Source organism: Bifidobacterium sp. ESL0825 (assembly GCF_052606465.1).
Map to the genome: position 1 here is coordinate 492,972 of NZ_CP199589.1, position 18,400 is coordinate 511,371.

Genomic DNA, 18,400 nt, shown 5'->3' on the forward strand with positions numbered 1-18,400 from the left:
GGATTTGGAGGTCCCCTAAATACAACAAATGTCCAGAAACACAGTTCTTTCTACAAGGATTTGCAGACAAGGCCGTCTAGTCGAGAAGGCAAGGTCCCTGGGCCGACTAAAGAACCGGCCCAGGGACCTTCTTTATTTGCGCTTCTTCTTCTCGCGGATATGCACGGAGATCTGGATGGGAGTGCCCTCGAAGCCGAACTCTTCGCGCAGACAGCGTTCCAGATAGCGGCGGTAGCCGTGCTCCAGGAAGCCGGTAGCGAAGATCACGAAACGCGGCGGTCTGGTGGAGGCTTGGGTGGCGAAGAGAATCCTCGGCTGCTTGCCGCCCCGCAGCGGATGCGGGTGCGCGGCCTGAACCTTGCCCAGGAAGGAGTTGAGCTTGCCGGTCGGTATGCGCTTGTCCCATGATTCCAGAGCAGTGCGCATGGCCTTGGCCAGCCGGTTGGTGTGCCAGCCGGTCTTGGCGGACAGGTTGACCCGCTCGGCCCAGGTGACCCGGTCGAATTCGGTCTGCCAGAGCCGCTCAAGACGCTGACGGCCGAAGTCGTCCAGCAGATCCCACTTGTTGAAGACCAGGACGATGGCCCGGCCCGCATCCACGGCCTGGCTCATGACCTTCAAGTCCTGGTCGGCGATGGGCTGGGAGGCGTCGAAGAGGATGAGCGCCAGCTCCGAGCGTTCGATGGCCGCCTGGGTGCGCAGGCTGGAGTAGTACTCGGCACCCGAGATCTTGTGTAGGCGGCGCTTGATGCCGGCGGTGTCGATGAAGAGCCAGTCCTCGCCGTCCACCTGGACCACCTGGTCGACCGGGTCACGGGTGGTGCCGGCCACATCGTGGACCACGGCCCGCTCCTCGTGGGCCAGCTGGTTGAGCAGGGAGGACTTGCCCACGTTGGGCCGCCCGACCAGAGCCACCCGGCGCAGGCCCTCCGGGGTGAGGAATCCCGAGGTCTTCTCGGCCTTGCTGAGCTGTTCCAGCGCGGCGTCCAGCAGGTCACCTATCCCCCGGCCGTGCATGGCGGAGATGGCATAGGGTTCTCCCAGGCCCAGCTTCCAGAATTCGGATGCGGTGTAGTCGGCCATACGGTCATCCAGCTTGTTGACGGCCAGGACGACCGGCTTGCCCGCGGCCCGCAGCATGGTGACGATCCGCTCGTCGCTGGCGGTCAGCCCAACCTGGCCATCCACGACCAGAATGACAGCATCAGCCAGGGATACGGCGACCTGCGCCTGGGAGGCGATGGCGGATTCGATGCCCTCCACATCGCTCTCCCATCCACCGGTGTCCACCAGCTTGAATTGGGTGCCGGCCCACTCAGCCTCGTAGCTGACACGATCCCGGGTCACGCCAGGGGTGTCTTCGACTACGGCAGCACGGCGGCCGAGAATCCTGTTGACCAGGGTGGACTTGCCCACGTTGGGCCTTCCCACCACGGCCAGCACGCCCACGGCCTTGGGGCCATGGTCCTGGTCATCCTGGTTTTCGGAGCCTCCCTCCAGCAGGGCTCGGTCCTCTTCATCCAGCTCATAGTCGTCCAGGTTGCGGGCATACTCGTCGTAGGATTCCTCCTCCATGGCCGAGGAGACCAGATCGATCAGGACCTTCTGGGTCTGCTCGAAGGTCAGATCGGAGTTGTCCACGGTGGTCACCCCATCGGCGGCGCTCATGAAGGAGGTGACCTTGGAATCCCGGGCATCCCGGGCAGCCAGATCCTCGGCGCCTGCTGATCCAGCCTGAGCCTGGCCGCTGCGGCGGGCCTGACGGACCTCTTCACGGGCTGTCAGCAGCACACGGACCTGGGCATCCGGGGCCACTACGGTGGTGATGTCCCGTCCTTCGGCCACCACACCGCGCTCCTGGTCGTCCATGATGGCCCGCTGGGCGGCGATGAGGACATGGCGCACGGCTGGAATCGAAGAGACCACGGAGACGTGTTCGGAGACCCTGGTGGAGCGTATCGCTTCATCCACGTCACGGTCATCCAGGCTGACTCTGGGATGTTCGGGGTCCAGTCCCATGACCAGGTGGCCGCCGGTGATGGAATCGGCCACGGCCTCAGTGATCGCCTCCTGGTCGGGCTGGTCCGTATCCAGGTCCAGCCCGCGGTCCATGCACCAGAGGGTGGCCGCCCGGTACATGGCGCCCGTGTCCAGGTAGGCCAGTCCGAAATGCTTGGCCAGGGCCCGCGAGGTGGAGGACTTGCCCACTCCCGCAGGGCCATCGATGGCGACGGTGATCACAGTCCGACCTCCTTATCCAGGGCCTTGATCTCAGCTGCAGAGAGCACCCGGTAGGAGCCAGGACGGATCTCACCCAGCCGGATGGGGCCGATCTGGGTGCGCACCAGCCGGGTCACCGGGTAGCCGATGGCCCCGAAGATGCGCCGGACTATCCGGTTCTTGCCCGAATGCAGGACCACCTTGACGATGGTGTGCTCGCGGTTGTGGTCGATGATTGCGCAATGGTCCAGCCGGATCAGGCCGTCGTCCAGTTCCACCCCCTGGGTGACCAGCCGTCGGCAGACGTTGCCGCCAATGTGGCCGCTGAGCGTGGCAATATAGGTCTTCTCCACCTCGTAGCGCGGGTGCATGACGTGCTGGGCCAGCTCCCCGTCGTCGGTCATGAGGATCAGGCCCTCTGAGTCATAGTCCAGCCTGCCCATGTGGAAGACGCGCTCGTAACGGTCCCCGATGATGTCGCGCAGGGTGAACCGGCCCTTGGGGTCGTCCATGGTCGAGAGGACCTTGCGGGGCTTGTTCAGGGCCAGGGTGACATGCTTGTCGTTCAGATGGATGCGGGATCCATCCACGCGGATCTGCTGATGGGAGGGGTCCACCCGGCTGCCCAGCGTGGTGACCAGCTTGCCGTCGACCTCGACCCTGCCCTGGGTGATGATCTGTTCGCATTTGCGACGAGAGCCGAATCCGGCCTGGGCCAGCACCTTCTGGAGGCGGATGCCCTCCTCCCCCTGTTCGCGCGCTCTGATCGCCTGTGTGTATGGATGTGGCATCGTTCTCCCAACGTGGCCTGATAGATATGTAACGGATGACGTTCTGGACGACCGCAGCCGCCGAAAGGTCATATCATACTATATCGGAGCCTAGGGAAGTGTTGTTGGCTTGCCCTAAGCTAGAAACTGTTGTTGTTCATTGTCGTCGAAGGGATTGCAAGGTGGGGAACATGACTATGGAAGCAAGTGCTGAGCCGGTCCTCGAACAGGCCGACGGGCAGGTTGCCGCAAAGCCCGTCCGCAGGCGGATCAGGCCCCGTGATGTTCGGTGGATTCGTGCGGCCGCAGAGCTGGTGGGCACCTTCCTGATCTGCGCGGTCATCTACCTGTCCTACAGCTTCGGCCAGCTGGTCATGGGCCAGCCCAGCGTGGTGCTGCCGGTCCTGGGAACCGCCCTGACCTACCTGGTCGTTACGGCCATGCTGGGCGGCGTCTCCGGCGGCCACTTCAACCCCGCCGTGACCGTGGCCGCCATGTTCACCTCGCAGATCAGCATGGTGGACGGATTGATCTACATCGTCGCCCAGGTGATCGGCGCTATTGGCGCCGGTGCACTCGCAGTCGCCCTTATCCCGGTTAGCAAATCTGTGCCGGACAGGACCTGGCTCATGTTCTCGGTCAACGGTTTTTCCGGCGGATCACCCGCTGCAGCCACCCTGGGCCAGCAGCACATCGCCTTCGGGGCGCCCATGGCCATCGTGGTTGAGCTGATCGGCTGCATGATCGTGGTGGCTGCGGCCATCACCACCCTGCGCTCCGACGGCCGCGCCCGCCGCAACCATGCTCTCTATACCGGGCTGGCCTATGGCGTCGGCGTGCTGGTCACCTACCCCATCACCTGCTCGGGACTGAACCCGGCTCGTTCCACCGGCATCGCCATCTTCGCCCAGTCCAAGCACATGGCCGTCAGCCCGATCTCGCAGCTCTGGCTCTTCTGGATCTGCCCCCTGCTGGCTGCCTCTCTGGTGGCCTTGGTCATCATCATGACCAGCATCGTCACCGACAACATGGCCATGCGTGCCATGGGTGCCGCTACTGATGCGCAGCTAGTTGTACAGGTGGATGCAGATGCTCAGGCACAAGCACAAGCTGATGCTTTTGCCCCCGGTGCCCAGGCTCAGGCGGGCCCGGATGCTCAGGGTGAAGCCTTTGCTCCTGCCGGTGCCCAGGCTCAGGATCAATCGGCCCAGGCATCTTCTGCTCCGGTTCAAACCCCTGTTGCTGATACAACTGACACGGCCGCCCCTGCAGACACCACTGCTCAGACCGTCGATGTATCTTCTCTATCCGATTCCGATGCAGAGCAGGATGCTGATGCTGGAAAGGATGCTGTTGCCCCAGCTAATGCAGGAACCATTCCCGATCTACAGGTCGAGCCCCTTCATACTGCTTCGGAAACAGAAGACAGTGACGATCAATCCGAAGACAAGCCTACTGAAGGCTGAGAGGGGTCACAGCATCAGCTGAATGCTGGTGTAGGTGACCAGCAGGCCGATGCCCAGGGCGATGCTGATGAAGGCATCGAAGGGCACCGACCGCACCTTCCAGGGGCTGCGTTCCTTGAGGATCAGACGCAGGGCACCGCAAACCAGGGCCGCGACGGACACCAGTCCAGTCGCGGCCCATGTGTATCCGCAGAAAGCCACGAGCGCGGCGACAAGCACCACGAGAAAGATGATGGCCTCGCAGATAGGGCGACCCTCCTGAGCCTCCGAGACGAAGGGGTGGCCTCGACCAGAAGTCTTGGGCGGTTGCGGGGGCTTGAGGTTCGGGTTTTCGGTCTTAGCCGCGTCTGCCATGTTCTCCTGCCTTCCGCACATGCTCTGTCGGTTCGAGCCTACCAGTGCTGTTGACGCAAAGCGACCGTGCCGCCATCGCCCTGAAACGATGATGGCACGGTCGCTCTTTCAACAAGGAGCCGGAGCAGTCCGATCAGTTCTTGTGCTGGAAGATCAGGTGCTCGTTGGCGAAGGTGTCGAAGCCCAGGCTGTAGAGCTCACGGCCGTAGCCGGAGTTCTTGATGCCTCCGAAGGGCAGCTCGGGCATGGTCACCCAGCCGCCGTTGATGAAGGTCATGCCGGTCTCGATGCGGCGGGCCAGGGCATCTGCATGGTCGGTATCCGAGGAGAAGACCACACCGCCCAGACCGTAGCTGGAGTCGTTGGCCAGCTCGATGGCCTCATCCTCGTTGGCCACCTTGTAAATGGAGGCCACAGGGCCGAACATCTCCTGGTTGTAGACAGGGTTGTCACGGTCGATGTCCGTCAGAACCGTCGGGGTGAAGAAGGCCCCCGGCGAATCGTAGGGCTTGTTGCCGTAGGCGACCTTGGCTCCACCAGCCACTGCCGTTTCGACCTGCTTGGCCAGGTTGTCGCGGGCGGAGACCATGCACATGGGGGCCAGCGTGGTTTCGGGGTTGCTGGGATCGCCCAGAACCGCGTGCGAGAAGGCGTCGACGATGAGCGAGACGAAGTCGTCGTAGCGGTTCTCCGTGACGATGAAGCGCTTGGAGGAGGTGCAGACCTGGCCAGCGTTCGTCAGCCTGGCGCCTGGGGCCACCTTCTTGAGCAGATCCCAGTCAGCGTCATCCAGGACGATGAAGACGTCGTTGCCGCCCAGCTCCATGGAGGACTTCTTCAGGTTGGCTCCAGCCGATTTGGCCACCGAGGCGCCGCCGCGCTCCGATCCGGTCAGGGCCACGCCAGAGACGCGGGGATCGGCGATGGCACGGTCAACCTGGTCATAGTTGACGAAGAGGTTGGTCAGGCTGCCCTCGGGGGCTCCTGCTTCTCTTACGGTCTGTTCGAAGGCCACAGCCGAGCCGGGCACGTTGGAGGCGTGCTTGAGGATCATGGGGTTGCCCAGAATGAAGTTGGGGGCGAACACGCGCATGATCTGGTAGTAGGGGAAGTTCCAGGGCTCAACCATGAACACGATGCCGGTGGCCTGCTTGACGTAGTAGGCCTTGCCGGCGGGGTTGTCCAGGGGGACGGGAGCCAGCAGCTCCTCGGCGTGATCGGCGAAGTAGTCGGCGATGTCCGCGCACAGCTCCACCTCGGCACGGGCCTCGCCCACCAGCTTGCCCATGTCCAGGGTCATGTTGGCTGCCAGGGTATCCTCGTTCTGACGGAAGAGCTTGGCGACCTGGTGCAGTTGTGCGGGACGGTCACCGGGGCCCTCCTGCTTGCGCCAGGTCTTGTAGAGGTCATGGCCGCGGGCCAAGGCGTTCTCCAGATCCTCGTCGGTGGCATCTGGATACGTCTTGATCAGTTGGTTGTTAAAAGGATTGACTGTCTGATAGGTCACAATATCTCCTTCGAATTATGGGTACCTAGTCAGCATCATCGCTGGTCAGTTCCTTCAGCATATCACCGCATTGGACCCCACGGTCAAGGAATTTGCCGCAGGGCGACATTCGGCCGCAGGGTCCGGTTTTATCAGTGGAAGAAGTGGCGGGTACCAGTCAGATACATGGTCAGATCGGCATCCTGGGCGGCCTTGATCACCTCGGGATCACGGATGGATCCTCCTGGCTGAACCACGGCCCTGATGCCGGCCTGGATCAGATATTCCAGACCGTCAGCGAAGGGGAAGAAGGCATCGGAAGCGGCCACCGAGCCCTTGGCACGGTTGCGGCCCTCGTCCAGGGTATTGGCCCGCTCCACGGCCAAATGGCTGGAGTCCACCCTGTTGACCTGGCCCATGCCGATGCCCACGGTGGCACCCTGGTTGGCCAGGAGCACAGCGTTGGACTTGATCGAGCGGATGGCCCGCCAGGCGAAGGTCAGATCATCCATGGTCGCCTGGTCGGCAGGGTTGCCGGAGACCAGACGCCAGGTGGAGGGATTGTCTCCCGGGGCGTCGATCAGGTCGGGCGTCTGCACCAGGGCTCCCCCGTCGATGGGACGAATGACCGGACGCTGACGCGGGCGGCGTTGCACAGACAGGATACGCAGGTTCTTCTTGGTCCGCAGCAGGTCCAGGGCCTCGGGCTCATAGCCTGGTGCCACAATCACCTCGGTGAAGACCGGCTTGATCTGCTGGGCCATGGACAGCGTGACCGTGCGGTTGGCGGCGATGACCCCGCCATAGGCGCTCATGGGGTCGCAGGCGTGGGCGCGGCGGTGGGCCTGGGCGATGTCCTCCCCCACGGCCAGACCGCAGGGGTTGGAATGCTTGACCACGGCCACTGCGGGCAGGTCGGGGAAGTCCCAGACCGAGCGCCATGCGGAGTCAGCGTCCACATAGTTGTTGTAGCTCATTTCCTTGGCCCCGCCCAGGTGCTCTGCCGCAGCGAAGCCGTCCCGGTCCAGCGGGTCCAGGTAGAGGGCGGCCTTCTGGTGGGGGTTCTCCCCGTAGCGCAGTTGGTTGGCCAGACGCCAGGTGCGGGTCATCGCCTGTGCTGGTTTCTGATCCTCTGCCTTGTCCTGCTTGTCGTCAACCCATGTGCGAGCTGTCCACTCGGCGATGGCCGCATCATAGGAGGCTGTCAGAGCGAAGGCTTTGGCAGCCAGACGTCCGCGCTCAGCCAGGCTGAAACCGGTGCCGGAGGCGATGCGATCGGCGGCCAGGGCATAGTCGTCCGGGTCGGTGATCACAGCCACGCTGGCATGGTTCTTGGCGGCGGCCCGGATCATGGCGGGTCCGCCGATGTCGATGCGCTCCAGGCACTGGTCCGCGTCGGCGCCTTCGAGGACGGTCTGTTCGAAGGGATAGAGGTTGACCACCACCAGGTCGAAGGGGGCAATGTCCAGGTCTTTGAGCTGCCGGACATGGTCGGGGTTGGTCATGTCGGCCAGCAGCCCGGCGTGGATGTGCGGATCCAGGGTTTTGACCCGGCCGTCAAGGCTCTCGGGAAAACCGGTGACCTTTTCCACCGGGGTGACCTGGACGCCCAGATCCTGCAGCTTCTTTGCGGTGCTGCCGGTGGAGACGACCTCGGTGCCTGCCTGGCGGAAGGCCGATGCCAGGGCCTCAAGGCCCTGCTTGTGGTAGACCGAGACCAGCGCTCGGTTGATGGTTCGATTCGTGGTGACCATGGAAACTCCTACTCCTATGCTTGAATGCCGAGGCGCCCCGCCACCTTCGGACCTACTTGCCTGGTCTGCGGGTGGACGAGACCTGTCGTGGTGTGTCTGCTCGGTCGGTTGCCTTGGGCTCCTTTCCCTCCTGACCGCGTGATTGGTTGTGTTTTTTCTTGTTTTCCGCCTGGGCGGAAGTTTTTTTGGCGTCTGCCTGGCGCAGATAGTCAATCAGGATGTCCTTGATGATGATCAGGGCGGCGATGACAAGTGCCAGCAGCCATATTCCCAGCAGGCCGACCCCCAGGGAGGTTCCGATCATGCGCAGGGAGGAGGCTATGGGCACGCCCACTCCGGCCAGTCGCTGGCGGCCCAGGGCCCCGTTGGAGAGTTGGAAAAGCAGGGCAAGACCGAGCAGGGCGACCATCCAGGCCAGGACCATGGCCAGGGTTGCCATCAGGAAGCAGACTGCAGTATCCCGGGATTTCAGACCTGCTTGGCGCACAGCGGCGTGAATTCTGACACCCCATGGCCCGGTCAGCAAGAGAATGCCGACAACCACTCCGGCCAGCAGGGGCAGGTTGAGCAGGAGCAGACGAATCTCCTGCCGGGAGACCGGCTCCGGGAACAGCCCGAAGAGGGGCAGCGAGGGCAGACTTGAGGCGTGTCCGGACCAAAGGGTGAAGGTCGCCAACCCGCCGATGTTGAAACCGCTTCCGAAGAGCCAGGAGGCAGCCCAGATGATCAGATTGGGCAGCCAGGCCAGGGAGGCCAGGCTGGTCGTCACAGCCGAGGCGGTGCCCATACGTGTCAGTTTGAACAGGCGGCCCACGTCTCCGTGATAGAGAACAATCCAGACGATCAGGGCGATCAGGCCGGCGGCCAGCATGGCGGCCAGGAGGATCAAGCCGGCCGTGAGCCCGAGCCGGATGGTCCTGCGGACCTGGACCGGCAGAACCTCTTGAATGCGTTTGGTGAAAGCCTGGCGGAACGGTTCAGAGCGGACCCAGGCCCAGCCGTAACCCAATAGGAAGACCAGGCTGGTTCGAAAAAGCATGACCGGGGTGGTGTCCACCTGGACGGTCTGGCTGCCCTGCATGAGGATGAGGCTGCAGAGCACCCAGACGACCAGGCCGGCAATGCAGCCGCCGACGGACATGCCCAGCCGACTGACCAGGGAGCGGATCATCCAGATCAGCAGGCCGGTCAGCAGGAGGGGGATGATGGTCAGGGTCAAGGCCCCGGCCGTGAATCCACAGCCCTGGGTGAGCAGGGTGATGGTTTCTGTCAGGGCCACGGTGGCCATGGACAGTGATGGCCCGCCCTCTTCAATGGAGATGATGAGCAGGAGCAGGGCCATGCAGGCGCCGAGGGCGACAGTGTAGATAAGTATGGCTAGGAAGGCCTCTAGGGCCCCCCGGAGCCATACTTTCACCCTGTCGGTCATATGATGGCATGCTCCCGTAGCAGGTCGAGTGTCAGCCGGGCGGTCTCGCCGGGTGTAGTGCCCACCTGGATGCCGACGGACTCAAGCACTTCCTTCTTGTCTGCAGCTGTGCCCTTGCCGCCCGAGATGATGGCTCCGGCGTGGCCCATCTGCTTGCCCTCTGGGGCGGTGAAGCCGGCGATATAGGCCACGATGGGCTTGGTCATGTGGGTGGAGGCCCAGCGGGCGGCCTCCTGTTCAGCCGAACCGCCGATTTCGCCGATCATGACGCAGGCCTTGGTTCCGGGATCGCGGTTGAAAGCCTGCAGAGCCTCCAGCATGGTGGTGCCCACAATGGGGTCGCCGCCGATGCCCAGGCAGGCGGTGAAACCGATGGAGGACAACTCCCCCATGAGCTGGTAGGTCAGGGTGCCGGACTTGGAGACCAGCCCCAGCGGGCCGCGACCGGCGATGCCCTGCGGGATGATGCCCAGGTCTGCGCCGACGCCGTTGGGCCGGTCGGACATGGTCATCAGACCCGGGCAGTTGGGGCCGACGATGCGGCAGCCGCGTTCCCTGGCCAGGGCCACGCAGTAAGCGGTATCGGCCACGGGAATGCCCTCGGTGATGACCACGATCAGGGTGATGCCGGCCTCGATGGCCTCGACCATGGCGTCCTTGGCGAACCTGGGCGGGACGAAGACCACGGAGGTACGAGCCCCGGTCGCCTGCCGCGCTGCTGTGCAATCGGCGTAGACGGGCACATGACGAGCCTGGCCGTCAGGGCCGTCAAAGTCGACTGTGATTCCGGCCTTGCGGGCGTTGACCCCAGCCTGGATGTTGGTGCCTGCCGCCATCATGCGGGCCGTGTGGACCATGCCCTGGCGACCGGTCATGCCCTGGACCATGACGGGGGCGCCGTCTTCAATGAAGAGGGTCATCGTCCCGTCTCCTTTCCTGCCTGGGCGGCCAGGGCCACGGCCTGGTCTGCCGCCTCCTCCATGGTGCGGGCCACCTTGAGCCGAGGCTCTTGGGCCTTGGCCAGCAGGTCCAGTCCCTCGGCAGCCTCATTGCCGTCGAAGCGGACCACGATGGGCCGGTCGTCGTTCTGGTCCTGCTCGCCCGCAGCGTTCACGGCTGCCAGGATGCCCTGGGCCACCTGCTGGCAGGAGGTGATGCCTCCATAGACATTGACCATGACCGAACGGACCTTGGGGTCGGAGAGGACCACGTCCAGGCTGGTGCGCATGACCTCGGGCGAGGCGCCGCCGCCGATGTCAAGGAAGTTCGCGGGTCCAACAGGAACGCCCTGCCGGCGCCCTGACCCAGCCACGGCATCCAAGGAGCTCATGACCAGTCCTGCGCCGTTGCCGATGACGCCTACCTGGCCGTCCAGATGGACGTAGTGCAGGCCAGCGGCCTTGGCCTTGGCTTCCAGAGGGTCGACCTGCGCCGGGTCCGTGAACCGTTTCCAGCCGTCGTGCCGGAAGGCCGCATTCCCGTCCAGGGAGATCTTGGCATCGAGGGCGTCCAGGTGCTTGGTGGCCTCGTCGTCCGGGTCGCCCACCTTGGCCAGGGGGTTGATCTCGACCAGGGTCGCGTCGCTGTCCTGGAAGGTGTGCCACATGCCCAGAAGTATCTGCGCAGCCTGCTCCAGATCGGCATGGTAGAAGCCGATGCGCTCGGCCATGGTGCGGGCGGCCTGCCTGTCGAAATCCTCCAGGGGGCCGATGTGCAGGCGCCGGACTGATTCAGGGTGCTCGCGGGCGATGGTTTCCACCTCGGTGCCGCCGCTGGCCGTGGCCAGGACATCGTAGTCCCGGGAGGTGCGGTCCACCGAGATGGACAGGTAGTACTCGTGCAGGATGTTGCGTGCCTCGGTGACCAGGATCCCGCTGACTGGATGGCCATCGATGTTCATGGGCAGGATGGCCTCGGCCAAGGCTACGGCCTGATCGTGATTCTCGGCTCGCTTGACGGCTCCGGCCTGTCCCCTATGGCCAATGGTGGCCTGGCCCTTGATCATGCAGGGGTAGCCGATGACGTCGGCTGCCTGGCCGGCCTCTTCTGCGGTTGAGGCATAGACGGCCCTGGGTTGGGAGATGCCATGTTCAGCGAGCAGCTGCCTGGCCTGGTATTCGTACAAATCCATGGTGAAGGTCCCCCAATCGTGCTCAGGCAGGCATGTTCATCAGGCAGGTGACCGGGTAGGCACCCAGGGCCTTGCGACCGTCCAGACCGTTGAGCTCCATGACGAAGCTGAAACCGGCCACCTGGCCCCCGGCCTGCTCCACCAGACGTGCCGCTGCCTGGGCGGAACCGCCGGTGGCGATCAGGTCGTCGACAATCAGGACCCGCTGGCCAGGGCGCAGGGAGCCCCGCTCGATTTCGATGCGGGCGTTGCCGTATTCGAGGGCATACTCCTGGCTGTAGGTGGGCTCGGGGAGCTTGCCGGCCTTGCGCATGGGCAGGAAGCCCTTGCCCAGATCGGTGGCCAGCTGGGGGCCGATCAGAAAGCCGCGTGCCTCAAGCCCGGCTACCAGGTCGAAGTCCTCCGGCTTGACGGGCAGGGTGCGCTTCATGGCGTCGAGGATGATGGCCAACCCTCTGGGATCCGACATGGCGGGGATGAAGTCCCTGAAAAGGATCCCCTTCTTGGGAAAGTCCGGAATGGTACGGATCAATGAGATCAGATAAGCGGCGTCATCATCGCCCACCTGCTTAAGTTCTCCAACCTTGATATCGTCCGATTGAGCCATGATCCTCTTTCTGTTTTGCTCCTTGGAAGTGGTTGCGGGGCCATCATACGCGCGCCGCGTTTCCGTTCGGAGTCAGCCTGACGGGAGGTGTGGCGCGCGTATGAGGTTCAGGACTTGGTGGAAGTCGAATCCGAAGTCTTGGCAGCCTTGGCAGCCTTGGACGCATCCGATTCGTCGGTGTCATCGGACTTCTCAGCAGTCTCTTCCTTGTCCGATGCGTCTTCAGGCTCCGGCTGGGTATCCGACTTAGCCTCGGCATCATCCTTGCCTTCTGAGGCGGCAGAGTTTTGGGCGGCAGCATCATCGGCGGCGGTTTCCTCACCGTCGGTATTGTCGCTGGCTTTGTCGTCTTCTTCAGCGGCGGTGACCTCGGCGGGCGCATCCGCGTCCTCGGGCAGGGGGTTGCCGTTTTCGTCAACCTCGTCATCGTGGATGTATGCCGGAACGATGGGCGGCTTGGTGATGGCCTGGATGCGCCAGCGGGACTGCGAACCCTCGGAGTCGATGACCACCTGTTCCTTCTCCAGGTCCACGGAGACGACCTTGCCCAGAAGGCCCGTGGTGGTGGCTACCTCGTCACCGGGCTGCAGGGACTGGCGGAAGTCCTGGACAGCGGCCTGCTGCTGTTTGCTCTTGCGGGAGCTTCCCCACATCATGGCGATCATCAGGGCGATGATGACGATCATGAAAATCATGGATCCCATGGCTGTTTCCACTCCTTGTTTCGGCGGGTATCAAACGGCGATATGCATTGCTGCGAAGACCCCAGTCTAGAACAGCTTCATGACATCCTCGGGCGGTTTGCGGCCCAGGTGCTCCCAGGCCTTGGTGGTGGCCACACGCCCCTTCGGTGTGCGTATCAGGAAGCCCTCGCGCACCAGGTAGGGCTCACAGACCGTCTCGACCGTCTCGGCCTCCTCGCCCACCATGGCGGCCAGGTTGTTCAGGCCCACGGGACCGCCGTCGAAACTGTTGACGATGGCCTTGAGGACGGCCAGATCCAGACGGTCCAGCCCCTCGGAGTCGATCTGGTAGAGGGACAGGGCCTGCTTGACATCGTCAGGGCCGACCTGGGGAAGATCGTGGACTATGGCCCAGTCGCGCACCCGGCGCAGGAGGCGGTTGGCGATCCTGGGCGTGCCTCGGGAGCGGAGGGCCAGCTGATGGGCGGCGTCATCATGCAGGACGATGCCCAGGACCTTGGCCGACCGCTCGACCAGCTTCTCCAGCTCCTCCTCCGGGTAGAAGTCCAGGTGGGCGGTGAAGCCGAAGCGGGCCCGCAGGGGCGAGGGCAGCATGCCTTCGCGGGTGGTGGCGCCGATGACCGTGAACCTGGGCAGGGTCAGCGGAATGGAGGAGGCTCCAGGGCCCTTGCCCACCATGACATCCACCCGGAAGTCCTCCATGGCGATGTAGAGCAGCTCCTCGGCGGCCCTGGGCAGGCGGTGGATCTCGTCGATGAAGAGCACCTCGCCGGCTTCCAGGGAGCTCAGGATGGAGGCCAGGTCGCCGGCATGCTGGACGGCCGGGCCCGAGGTGACGCGGATGGGCACCTCCAGCTCGTGGGCGACGATCATGGCCAGGGTGGTCTTGCCCAGGCCTGGAGGGCCTGCCAGCAGGATGTGGTCCGGGGCCACGTCACGTTTTTTGGCGGCCTTCAGGAAGAGGCCCAGCTGGGCCTTGAGCCGGGGCTGTCCGATGAATCCGTCCAGGGTTTCAGGACGCAGCTCCTCGTCGCTGACCGGCTCGCCTTCGATGGGCCTGGCCGAGACCATCCGCAGGGATTCCTCCTGGGCGTCGCCATTCTGGGAGTCGATGTACCCGGTGGTCATCTGCTTGTCAGCCATGGGTCAGCGCCCCCTGTCCAGCCGGGTCAGGGCCTGCTTGAGCACCTTGGGAATGTCGGCCGACTGCAGGGGCAGGGTGTAGCCGCCCTCGCTGCAGGTCTGCTCCACGGCCTGCTCGGCATCACGCTGCAGCCAGCCCAGGGAGATCAGTCCCTCAACCACCTGGTGGGCGCCGTCGTCGGTCTGGGCGGGTCCCTGTCGGCCTGTGCCGGCATCCAGATCCAGCTTGCCGGAGAGCTCGAGGATGATCTTCTGAGCGCCCTTCTTGCCCAGGCCGGGCGCCCGGGACAGGGCCGCAGCATCGCCGTCGGCCACGGCCTGGGCCAGCTGGTCCGAGTTCAGGGTGGCGAGTATGGACAGGGCCACGCGCGGTCCGATGCCGCTGACCTTCTGCAGCTGGGCGAAGAGGGATTTCGACGTGCGGCTGAGGAATCCGTAGAGGGTCAGCGCGTCCTGGGTCAGGGAGAGGGCCGTGTAGACAGTGACCGTGGATTCGGCCCGCATGGAGGCCAGGTCCGACTGTGGCATGCGCACCTCGAACCCCACCCCCGAAACATCGATGACGGCGGAGCCCGTTTCGATGGCGGCCACCCGCCCGGTCAGCATTGCCAGCACTTGATCACCCCTCGATGAAATCGAACGTCTGTTCGAATCAGCTTACATGTCTCGCTGGACTCCTCGATGCTTGCCATACTTGGCGGAGGCCTGTGCCCACTGCCGTTGGGCCTGGGTCAGATGCTCCTCGCGCTCCCCGCCCTGGATGGCCCCGGCGGGCCTTAGGGCGTGGCAGATGGCCTGGGCCAGAGCGTCGGCAGCATCGGCGGGCTTGGGCAGCTGGTTGAGGCCTAGAATACGGGCCACCATCCGCTGCACCTGGATCTTGTCGGCCTGCCCGTTGCCGGTCACAGCCATCTTGGCCTCGGTAGGGGTGTGCAGGGCTACGGGGATCCCCCGCTGCGCCGCCCCCAGCATGGCCAGCCCTGCCGCCTGGGCGGTTCCCAGCACGGTGTTGTGGTTGGACTGGGCGAAGACCCGCTCGATGGACACCACGTCAGGGCTGAAACGGTCCAGGGCGGCCGTCAGCCCCTGGTAGATGGCCAGCAGCCGCAGGTCCTGGCTCTGTTCGGGGTCTGAGCGCACGACGTCCACATGAACAAAGGAAAGCCGGCGCGATGCACCGGCTTCAATGACGCCAACGCCGCATCGGGTGAGCCCCGGGTCGACGCCGAGAACGATCATAGGGTCACTCGTCGTCCAACTGGGCCATGACCTCGTCGGAGGCGGTCCAGTTGCTGTAGATCTCCTGCACGTCGTCCAGGTCGTCCAGGTTGTCGATCAGCTTGGAGACCTTGCGGGCGGAGTCCAGATCCAGGGTGACCTCGCTCTTGGGGTTGAGGACCAGGTCGGCGGAGTCGTAGTCCATGCCCGCGTCCTGCAGGGCCTTGCGGACGTTGACCATGTCGCCGGGGGCAGTCAGCACGGTGTAGCTCTCGCCGTTGTCCTGCACGTCCTCAGCACCGGCCTCGGCGGCCTTCTCGAAGACCGTGTCGTAGTCCAGGCCCTCTGATGGGACGATGATCTGGCCCTTGCGCTCGAAGTTGAAGCTGACCGACCCGTTCTGGGCCAGGGAGCCGCCGCCCTTGGTCAGGGTGGAACGGACCTCGGCGGCCGCGCGGTTGCGGTTGTCGGTCAGGCATTCGATGATGATGCCCACGCCGGCGGGAGCGTAGCCCTCGTAGACGATGGTCTCGTAGTTGGCCGCTCCGGCCTCCTCGCCCGAGCCGCGCTTGACGGCCCTGGTGATGTTGTCTGCGGGCACGGAGGACTTCTTGGCCTTGACGATGGCGTCGTAGAGGGTGGGGTTGCCGTCGGGGTCACCGCCGCCGGTGCGGGCGGCGATCTCGATGTTCTTGATCAGCTTGGCGAAGAGCTTGCCACGCTTGGCGTCGATGGCTGCTTTCTTGTGCTTGGTGGTCGCCCACTTCGAATGCCCTGACATATGTCTCCTGACGGTACGAATGCGTAAACGAATGGAATTCTAGTTCCGCTCTTCGACAATTTTACGGGTTTTCAGGCCCTTTCGTGGGGGCTTCATCGCAAGGAGAACCAGCCTTCCGGCCCACCAGCCTGCCCAGCAGGCCACGGCGATGATCGGGCCGGGCCGCCAGGGCACGGGCATAGACATCCAGAACCTGGTCGGTGACCCGTTCCCAGTCGTAGTCGCTGGCCCGGCGCATTCCGCATGAGGCCAGGTCCAGGCGGGCAGGTCGGTCGTCCAGCAGGCCCAGGACCGCCCGGGCGCAGTCCTGGGGGTCTCCGGTGGCGAACAGCCGCGCGCTGCGGCCGTTCTGGGAGACATCCTCGAAGGCGGGCAGGTCCGAGGCCACCACCGGGCAGCCAGCCGCCATGGCCTCAACCAGCACGATGCCAAAGCTCTCTCCCCCGGTCTGCGGAGCCACATACAGGCCAAGGCTGTGGTAGAAGGAGGCCTTGTCCTCGTCGCTGATCCGGCCCAGGAAGGTGAAGTGCCGGGCCAGTCCGGGATCGACGTCCTCAAGTATTTTCCGGGCCTCCGCCTGGCCGTCACCTGCACACAGGAAGCGGGCTCCGGGCACCCGCTGCAGGATGGCAGGTGCGGCCTGGGCCAGAATCCTGAACCCCTTGCGCTCCTCCTTCATCCGTCCCAGGAATCCGATGGTGGGCTCCCGCTCGCTCCCCTGCCATTCCGGGCGCGGCCGGGCATTGCACAGGGCTCTGGTCTCGATGCCGTTGGGGATGATCTGGCTGGGTATGCCCGGTTCCAGCAGATTCTTGGCGTTCTGCATGGCCGAGGGGCTGACGAAGATGGCCTGGCTGATGTTGGCCAGGTATCGGCGCAGGTAGCGCCTGGTCAGCCTCAGGGCCAGCGGGGTCGTATCGAAGGCCGCATGGAAGGTGGCCACATAGGGGCAGGGAATGAATCCGGGCCGCAGGGGCTTGTGGCTCAGGGAGGGCACCTCGGGCTCGTGCAGGTGCAGGATGTCGAAGTGGCCCTGCCTGACCCACTGCCGGGTCTTGTGGCCGGCCACGCCGAAGTAGCTCAGGTTGGCCACGGATCCGTTGTAGGGAATGGAGAAGGAGGAGCCGGTGGTATGCACCCAGAGGGGCATGTCCTGGGTGCGTCGGCCCGGGGCCAGAACCTGCACCTGGTGGCCACGGTCCATAAGATGCCTGGCGAAGTCGCGGATGTGCAGTTGGACACCGCCCGGGGTCTCGAAGGAGTAGGGCGAGATGATACCCACCCGCAGGGGCGCCTTGATGGCGGCTCGCTCTGATTCCTGCTCAGGCCTTTGCTCGGGTGCCTTCATGCCCGTCACCTCCCTTGTTCTTGGATGCCTGGGCCAGGATGAAGTCCGGCAGGTCGTGCATCCGGGAAAGATCCAGATCCTCAAGGAAAATCGGCTGGAGCATGTGCCAGTCCTCGGGATGCTCGCGAATGCCCTGGGCCCACTGGTCCACCCAGGCCTGGGTCAGGTCCTTGACGGCCTGCTCCCGGGGCATGTCCAGGTAGGGCTCGATGGCGATGGGCCCGTCCACCTGGCAGACATAGCCGTAGGGTGACTTGGCCTGCCGACGGCGCTCCCCCGTCAGCCTTTCCCTGTGCATGTTCACGGTATAGAGGGGCAGATGGGCATCCAAGGCGATGACGGCAGGTCCGGCGGCCACGCGAATCCAGGAGTCGAAGGCCTTGACGAAGACGCCACGGCGGCTCAGGTCGCGGTCGGCCAGCAGGGGCACCACCTGGCCAGGCTTCCGCAGCAGGGTCGTCAGACGGCCGGTGATGTCCGGCTCACCGGTCAGCAGGATGTTCATGCCCAGGCGGCGACGGATGTCCGCAAAGGTGTTCAGCATCCCAGGATCCCGCAGCCGCTCGGCCACCGTAGTGACCTGGCCTACCGTGGAGCAGGCCCAGAAGCCCGCGTAGTCCCAGTTGCCCTGGTGGCCCATGCCGATGGGCAGGGATCGCAGGCCGATGTCGCTCTTGGCCGGATCCGGGTAGGCGCTGCCGCCGCCCTGTATGCGTGCCAGCAGCTGCTCCTTGGTGCGGGCCCCCACGGTCAGGGCCTCGACGAAGTAAACGAAGTAGGAGCGCATGCCCTGGCGCGAGGTGCGCCGCAGGCTGCGACGGCCGGCCTCTGGCATGACATGGGCCAGGTTGCGCTCCAGCTGTCTGACGCCGCCTATCCGAAACAGCCAGCAGAGGTCGGCCGCCGCCAGGAAGAGGCCGCGCAGCAGCCCCTCGGGCACCAGGCGCGCATGCTGCGCCAGAAAGATGAGCAGTCGGTCCGGCATAGGC

Annotated in this window: 17 protein-coding genes; 1 reads left to right on the forward strand and 16 read right to left on the reverse strand. The window is 64.5% G+C overall.

All coding sequences use genetic code 11. The annotated features are described in order from the left end of the window. Nucleotides 1-132: 132 nt before the first annotated feature. Both der and ACUIAG_RS02200 read right to left on the reverse strand, forming a co-directional pair. Nucleotides 133-2,241 carry a bifunctional cytidylate kinase/GTPase Der gene (gene der, locus ACUIAG_RS02195; protein WP_445340019.1) on the reverse strand — a complete coding sequence of 703 codons (2,109 nt, stop codon included), beginning with the start codon at nt 2,239-2,241 and terminating at the stop codon, nt 133-135. After that, entirely contained in the window at nt 2,238-3,011 is a 774-nt protein-coding gene (locus ACUIAG_RS02200; RefSeq protein ID WP_045924410.1) for a pseudouridine synthase, read from the reverse strand. Before ACUIAG_RS02200 ends, der begins: the two co-directional genes overlap by 4 nt. Before the next feature lie 170 nt (nt 3,012-3,181). Between ACUIAG_RS02200 and ACUIAG_RS02205 the strand changes: the two genes are divergently transcribed. Beyond that, nucleotides 3,182-4,456, forward strand: coding sequence for an MIP/aquaporin family protein (locus ACUIAG_RS02205; protein ID WP_445340020.1), 1,275 nt, complete (start codon nt 3,182-3,184; stop codon nt 4,454-4,456). Nucleotides 4,457-4,462: 6 nt separating this feature from the next. Here the strand turns inward: ACUIAG_RS02205 and ACUIAG_RS02210 are convergent, their stop codons facing one another. The 14 genes from ACUIAG_RS02210 to ACUIAG_RS02275 form a co-directional block, all read right to left on the reverse strand. Continuing rightward, complete coding sequence (locus ACUIAG_RS02210) at nt 4,463-4,810, reverse strand: hypothetical protein (protein ID WP_024627736.1); 348 nt, start codon at nt 4,808-4,810, stop codon at nt 4,463-4,465. Between the two features lie 133 nt (nt 4,811-4,943). Then, nucleotides 4,944-6,317: an NAD-dependent succinate-semialdehyde dehydrogenase gene (locus tag ACUIAG_RS02215; RefSeq protein ID WP_445340021.1), complete on the reverse strand. Its 1,374-nt coding sequence runs from the start codon at nt 6,315-6,317 to the stop codon at nt 4,944-4,946. A gap of 131 nt (nt 6,318-6,448) precedes the next feature. After that, entirely contained in the window at nt 6,449-8,050 is a 1,602-nt protein-coding gene (gene purH / locus ACUIAG_RS02220) for a bifunctional phosphoribosylaminoimidazolecarboxamide formyltransferase/IMP cyclohydrolase (protein WP_445340022.1), read from the reverse strand. 52 nt (nt 8,051-8,102) lie between these two features. Next, nucleotides 8,103-9,479 carry a cell division protein PerM gene (locus tag ACUIAG_RS02225; RefSeq protein WP_445340023.1) on the reverse strand — a complete coding sequence of 459 codons (1,377 nt, stop codon included), beginning with the start codon at nt 9,477-9,479 and terminating at the stop codon, nt 8,103-8,105. Next, entirely contained in the window at nt 9,476-10,399 is a 924-nt protein-coding gene (gene sucD, locus ACUIAG_RS02230; RefSeq protein ID WP_445340024.1) for a succinate--CoA ligase subunit alpha, read from the reverse strand. Before sucD ends, ACUIAG_RS02225 begins: the two co-directional genes overlap by 4 nt. Beyond that, nucleotides 10,396-11,610 carry an ADP-forming succinate--CoA ligase subunit beta gene (gene sucC / locus ACUIAG_RS02235; protein ID WP_313841980.1) on the reverse strand — a complete coding sequence of 405 codons (1,215 nt, stop codon included), beginning with the start codon at nt 11,608-11,610 and terminating at the stop codon, nt 10,396-10,398. The genes sucD and sucC overlap by 4 nt, the downstream gene beginning before the upstream one ends. Nucleotides 11,611-11,632: 22 nt before the next feature. Beyond that, the gene (locus ACUIAG_RS02240) at nt 11,633-12,217 is read right to left on the reverse strand and encodes an adenine phosphoribosyltransferase (protein WP_045936110.1); all 585 of its coding nucleotides are present in this window, start codon (nt 12,215-12,217) and stop codon (nt 11,633-11,635) included. Between the two features lie 107 nt (nt 12,218-12,324). Continuing rightward, complete coding sequence (locus tag ACUIAG_RS02245; RefSeq protein WP_445340025.1) at nt 12,325-12,921, reverse strand: preprotein translocase subunit YajC; 597 nt, start codon at nt 12,919-12,921, stop codon at nt 12,325-12,327. Between the two features lie 66 nt (nt 12,922-12,987). Then, a complete protein-coding gene (gene ruvB / locus ACUIAG_RS02250) occupies nt 12,988-14,064 on the reverse strand; it encodes a Holliday junction branch migration DNA helicase RuvB (RefSeq protein ID WP_445340026.1) in 1,077 nt (358 codons plus the stop codon). A 3-nt stretch (nt 14,065-14,067) separates the two neighbouring features. After that, complete coding sequence (gene ruvA / locus ACUIAG_RS02255) at nt 14,068-14,679, reverse strand: Holliday junction branch migration protein RuvA (RefSeq protein ID WP_101432363.1); 612 nt, start codon at nt 14,677-14,679, stop codon at nt 14,068-14,070. 42 nt (nt 14,680-14,721) lie between these two features. Beyond that, nucleotides 14,722-15,303, reverse strand: a complete 582-nt coding sequence (gene ruvC / locus ACUIAG_RS02260; protein ID WP_045924420.1) for a crossover junction endodeoxyribonuclease RuvC — start codon at nt 15,301-15,303, stop codon at nt 14,722-14,724. A gap of 4 nt (nt 15,304-15,307) precedes the next feature. Then, nucleotides 15,308-16,063, reverse strand: coding sequence for a YebC/PmpR family DNA-binding transcriptional regulator (locus ACUIAG_RS02265; protein WP_445340027.1), 756 nt, complete (start codon nt 16,061-16,063; stop codon nt 15,308-15,310). A 61-nt stretch (nt 16,064-16,124) separates the two neighbouring features. Continuing rightward, nucleotides 16,125-17,411, reverse strand: a complete 1,287-nt coding sequence (locus ACUIAG_RS02270) for a glycosyltransferase family 4 protein (RefSeq protein WP_445340028.1) — start codon at nt 17,409-17,411, stop codon at nt 16,125-16,127. After that, nucleotides 17,386-18,396, reverse strand: coding sequence for a phosphatidylinositol mannoside acyltransferase (locus tag ACUIAG_RS02275; RefSeq protein ID WP_445340029.1), 1,011 nt, complete (start codon nt 18,394-18,396; stop codon nt 17,386-17,388). Before ACUIAG_RS02275 ends, ACUIAG_RS02270 begins: the two co-directional genes overlap by 26 nt. Nucleotides 18,397-18,400: the final 4 nt, after the last annotated feature.

Bases quoted from the DNA above. Each gene is read 5' to 3' on its own strand.
- ACUIAG_RS02200 (WP_045924410.1), bottom strand. From the start codon at position 3,011: ATGCCACATCCATACACACAGGCGATCAGAGCGCGCGAACAGGGGGAG.
- ACUIAG_RS02205 (WP_445340020.1), top strand. From the start codon at position 3,182: ATGACTATGGAAGCAAGTGCTGAGCCGGTCCTCGAACAGGCCGACGGG.
- ACUIAG_RS02210 (WP_024627736.1), bottom strand. From the start codon at position 4,810: ATGGCAGACGCGGCTAAGACCGAAAACCCGAACCTCAAGCCCCCGCAA.
- purH (WP_445340022.1), bottom strand. From the start codon at position 8,050: ATGGTCACCACGAATCGAACCATCAACCGAGCGCTGGTCTCGGTCTAC.
- ACUIAG_RS02225 (WP_445340023.1), bottom strand. From the start codon at position 9,479: ATGACCGACAGGGTGAAAGTATGGCTCCGGGGGGCCCTAGAGGCCTTC.
- sucD (WP_445340024.1), bottom strand. From the start codon at position 10,399: ATGACCCTCTTCATTGAAGACGGCGCCCCCGTCATGGTCCAGGGCATG.
- sucC (WP_313841980.1), bottom strand. From the start codon at position 11,610: ATGGATTTGTACGAATACCAGGCCAGGCAGCTGCTCGCTGAACATGGC.
- ACUIAG_RS02240 (WP_045936110.1), bottom strand. From the start codon at position 12,217: ATGGCTCAATCGGACGATATCAAGGTTGGAGAACTTAAGCAGGTGGGC.
- ACUIAG_RS02245 (WP_445340025.1), bottom strand. From the start codon at position 12,921: ATGGGATCCATGATTTTCATGATCGTCATCATCGCCCTGATGATCGCC.
- ruvB (WP_445340026.1), bottom strand. From the start codon at position 14,064: ATGGCTGACAAGCAGATGACCACCGGGTACATCGACTCCCAGAATGGC.
- ruvC (WP_045924420.1), bottom strand. From the start codon at position 15,303: ATGATCGTTCTCGGCGTCGACCCGGGGCTCACCCGATGCGGCGTTGGC.
- ACUIAG_RS02265 (WP_445340027.1), bottom strand. From the start codon at position 16,063: ATGTCAGGGCATTCGAAGTGGGCGACCACCAAGCACAAGAAAGCAGCC.
- ACUIAG_RS02270 (WP_445340028.1), bottom strand. From the start codon at position 17,411: ATGAAGGCACCCGAGCAAAGGCCTGAGCAGGAATCAGAGCGAGCCGCC.
- ACUIAG_RS02275 (WP_445340029.1), bottom strand. From the start codon at position 18,396: ATGCCGGACCGACTGCTCATCTTTCTGGCGCAGCATGCGCGCCTGGTG.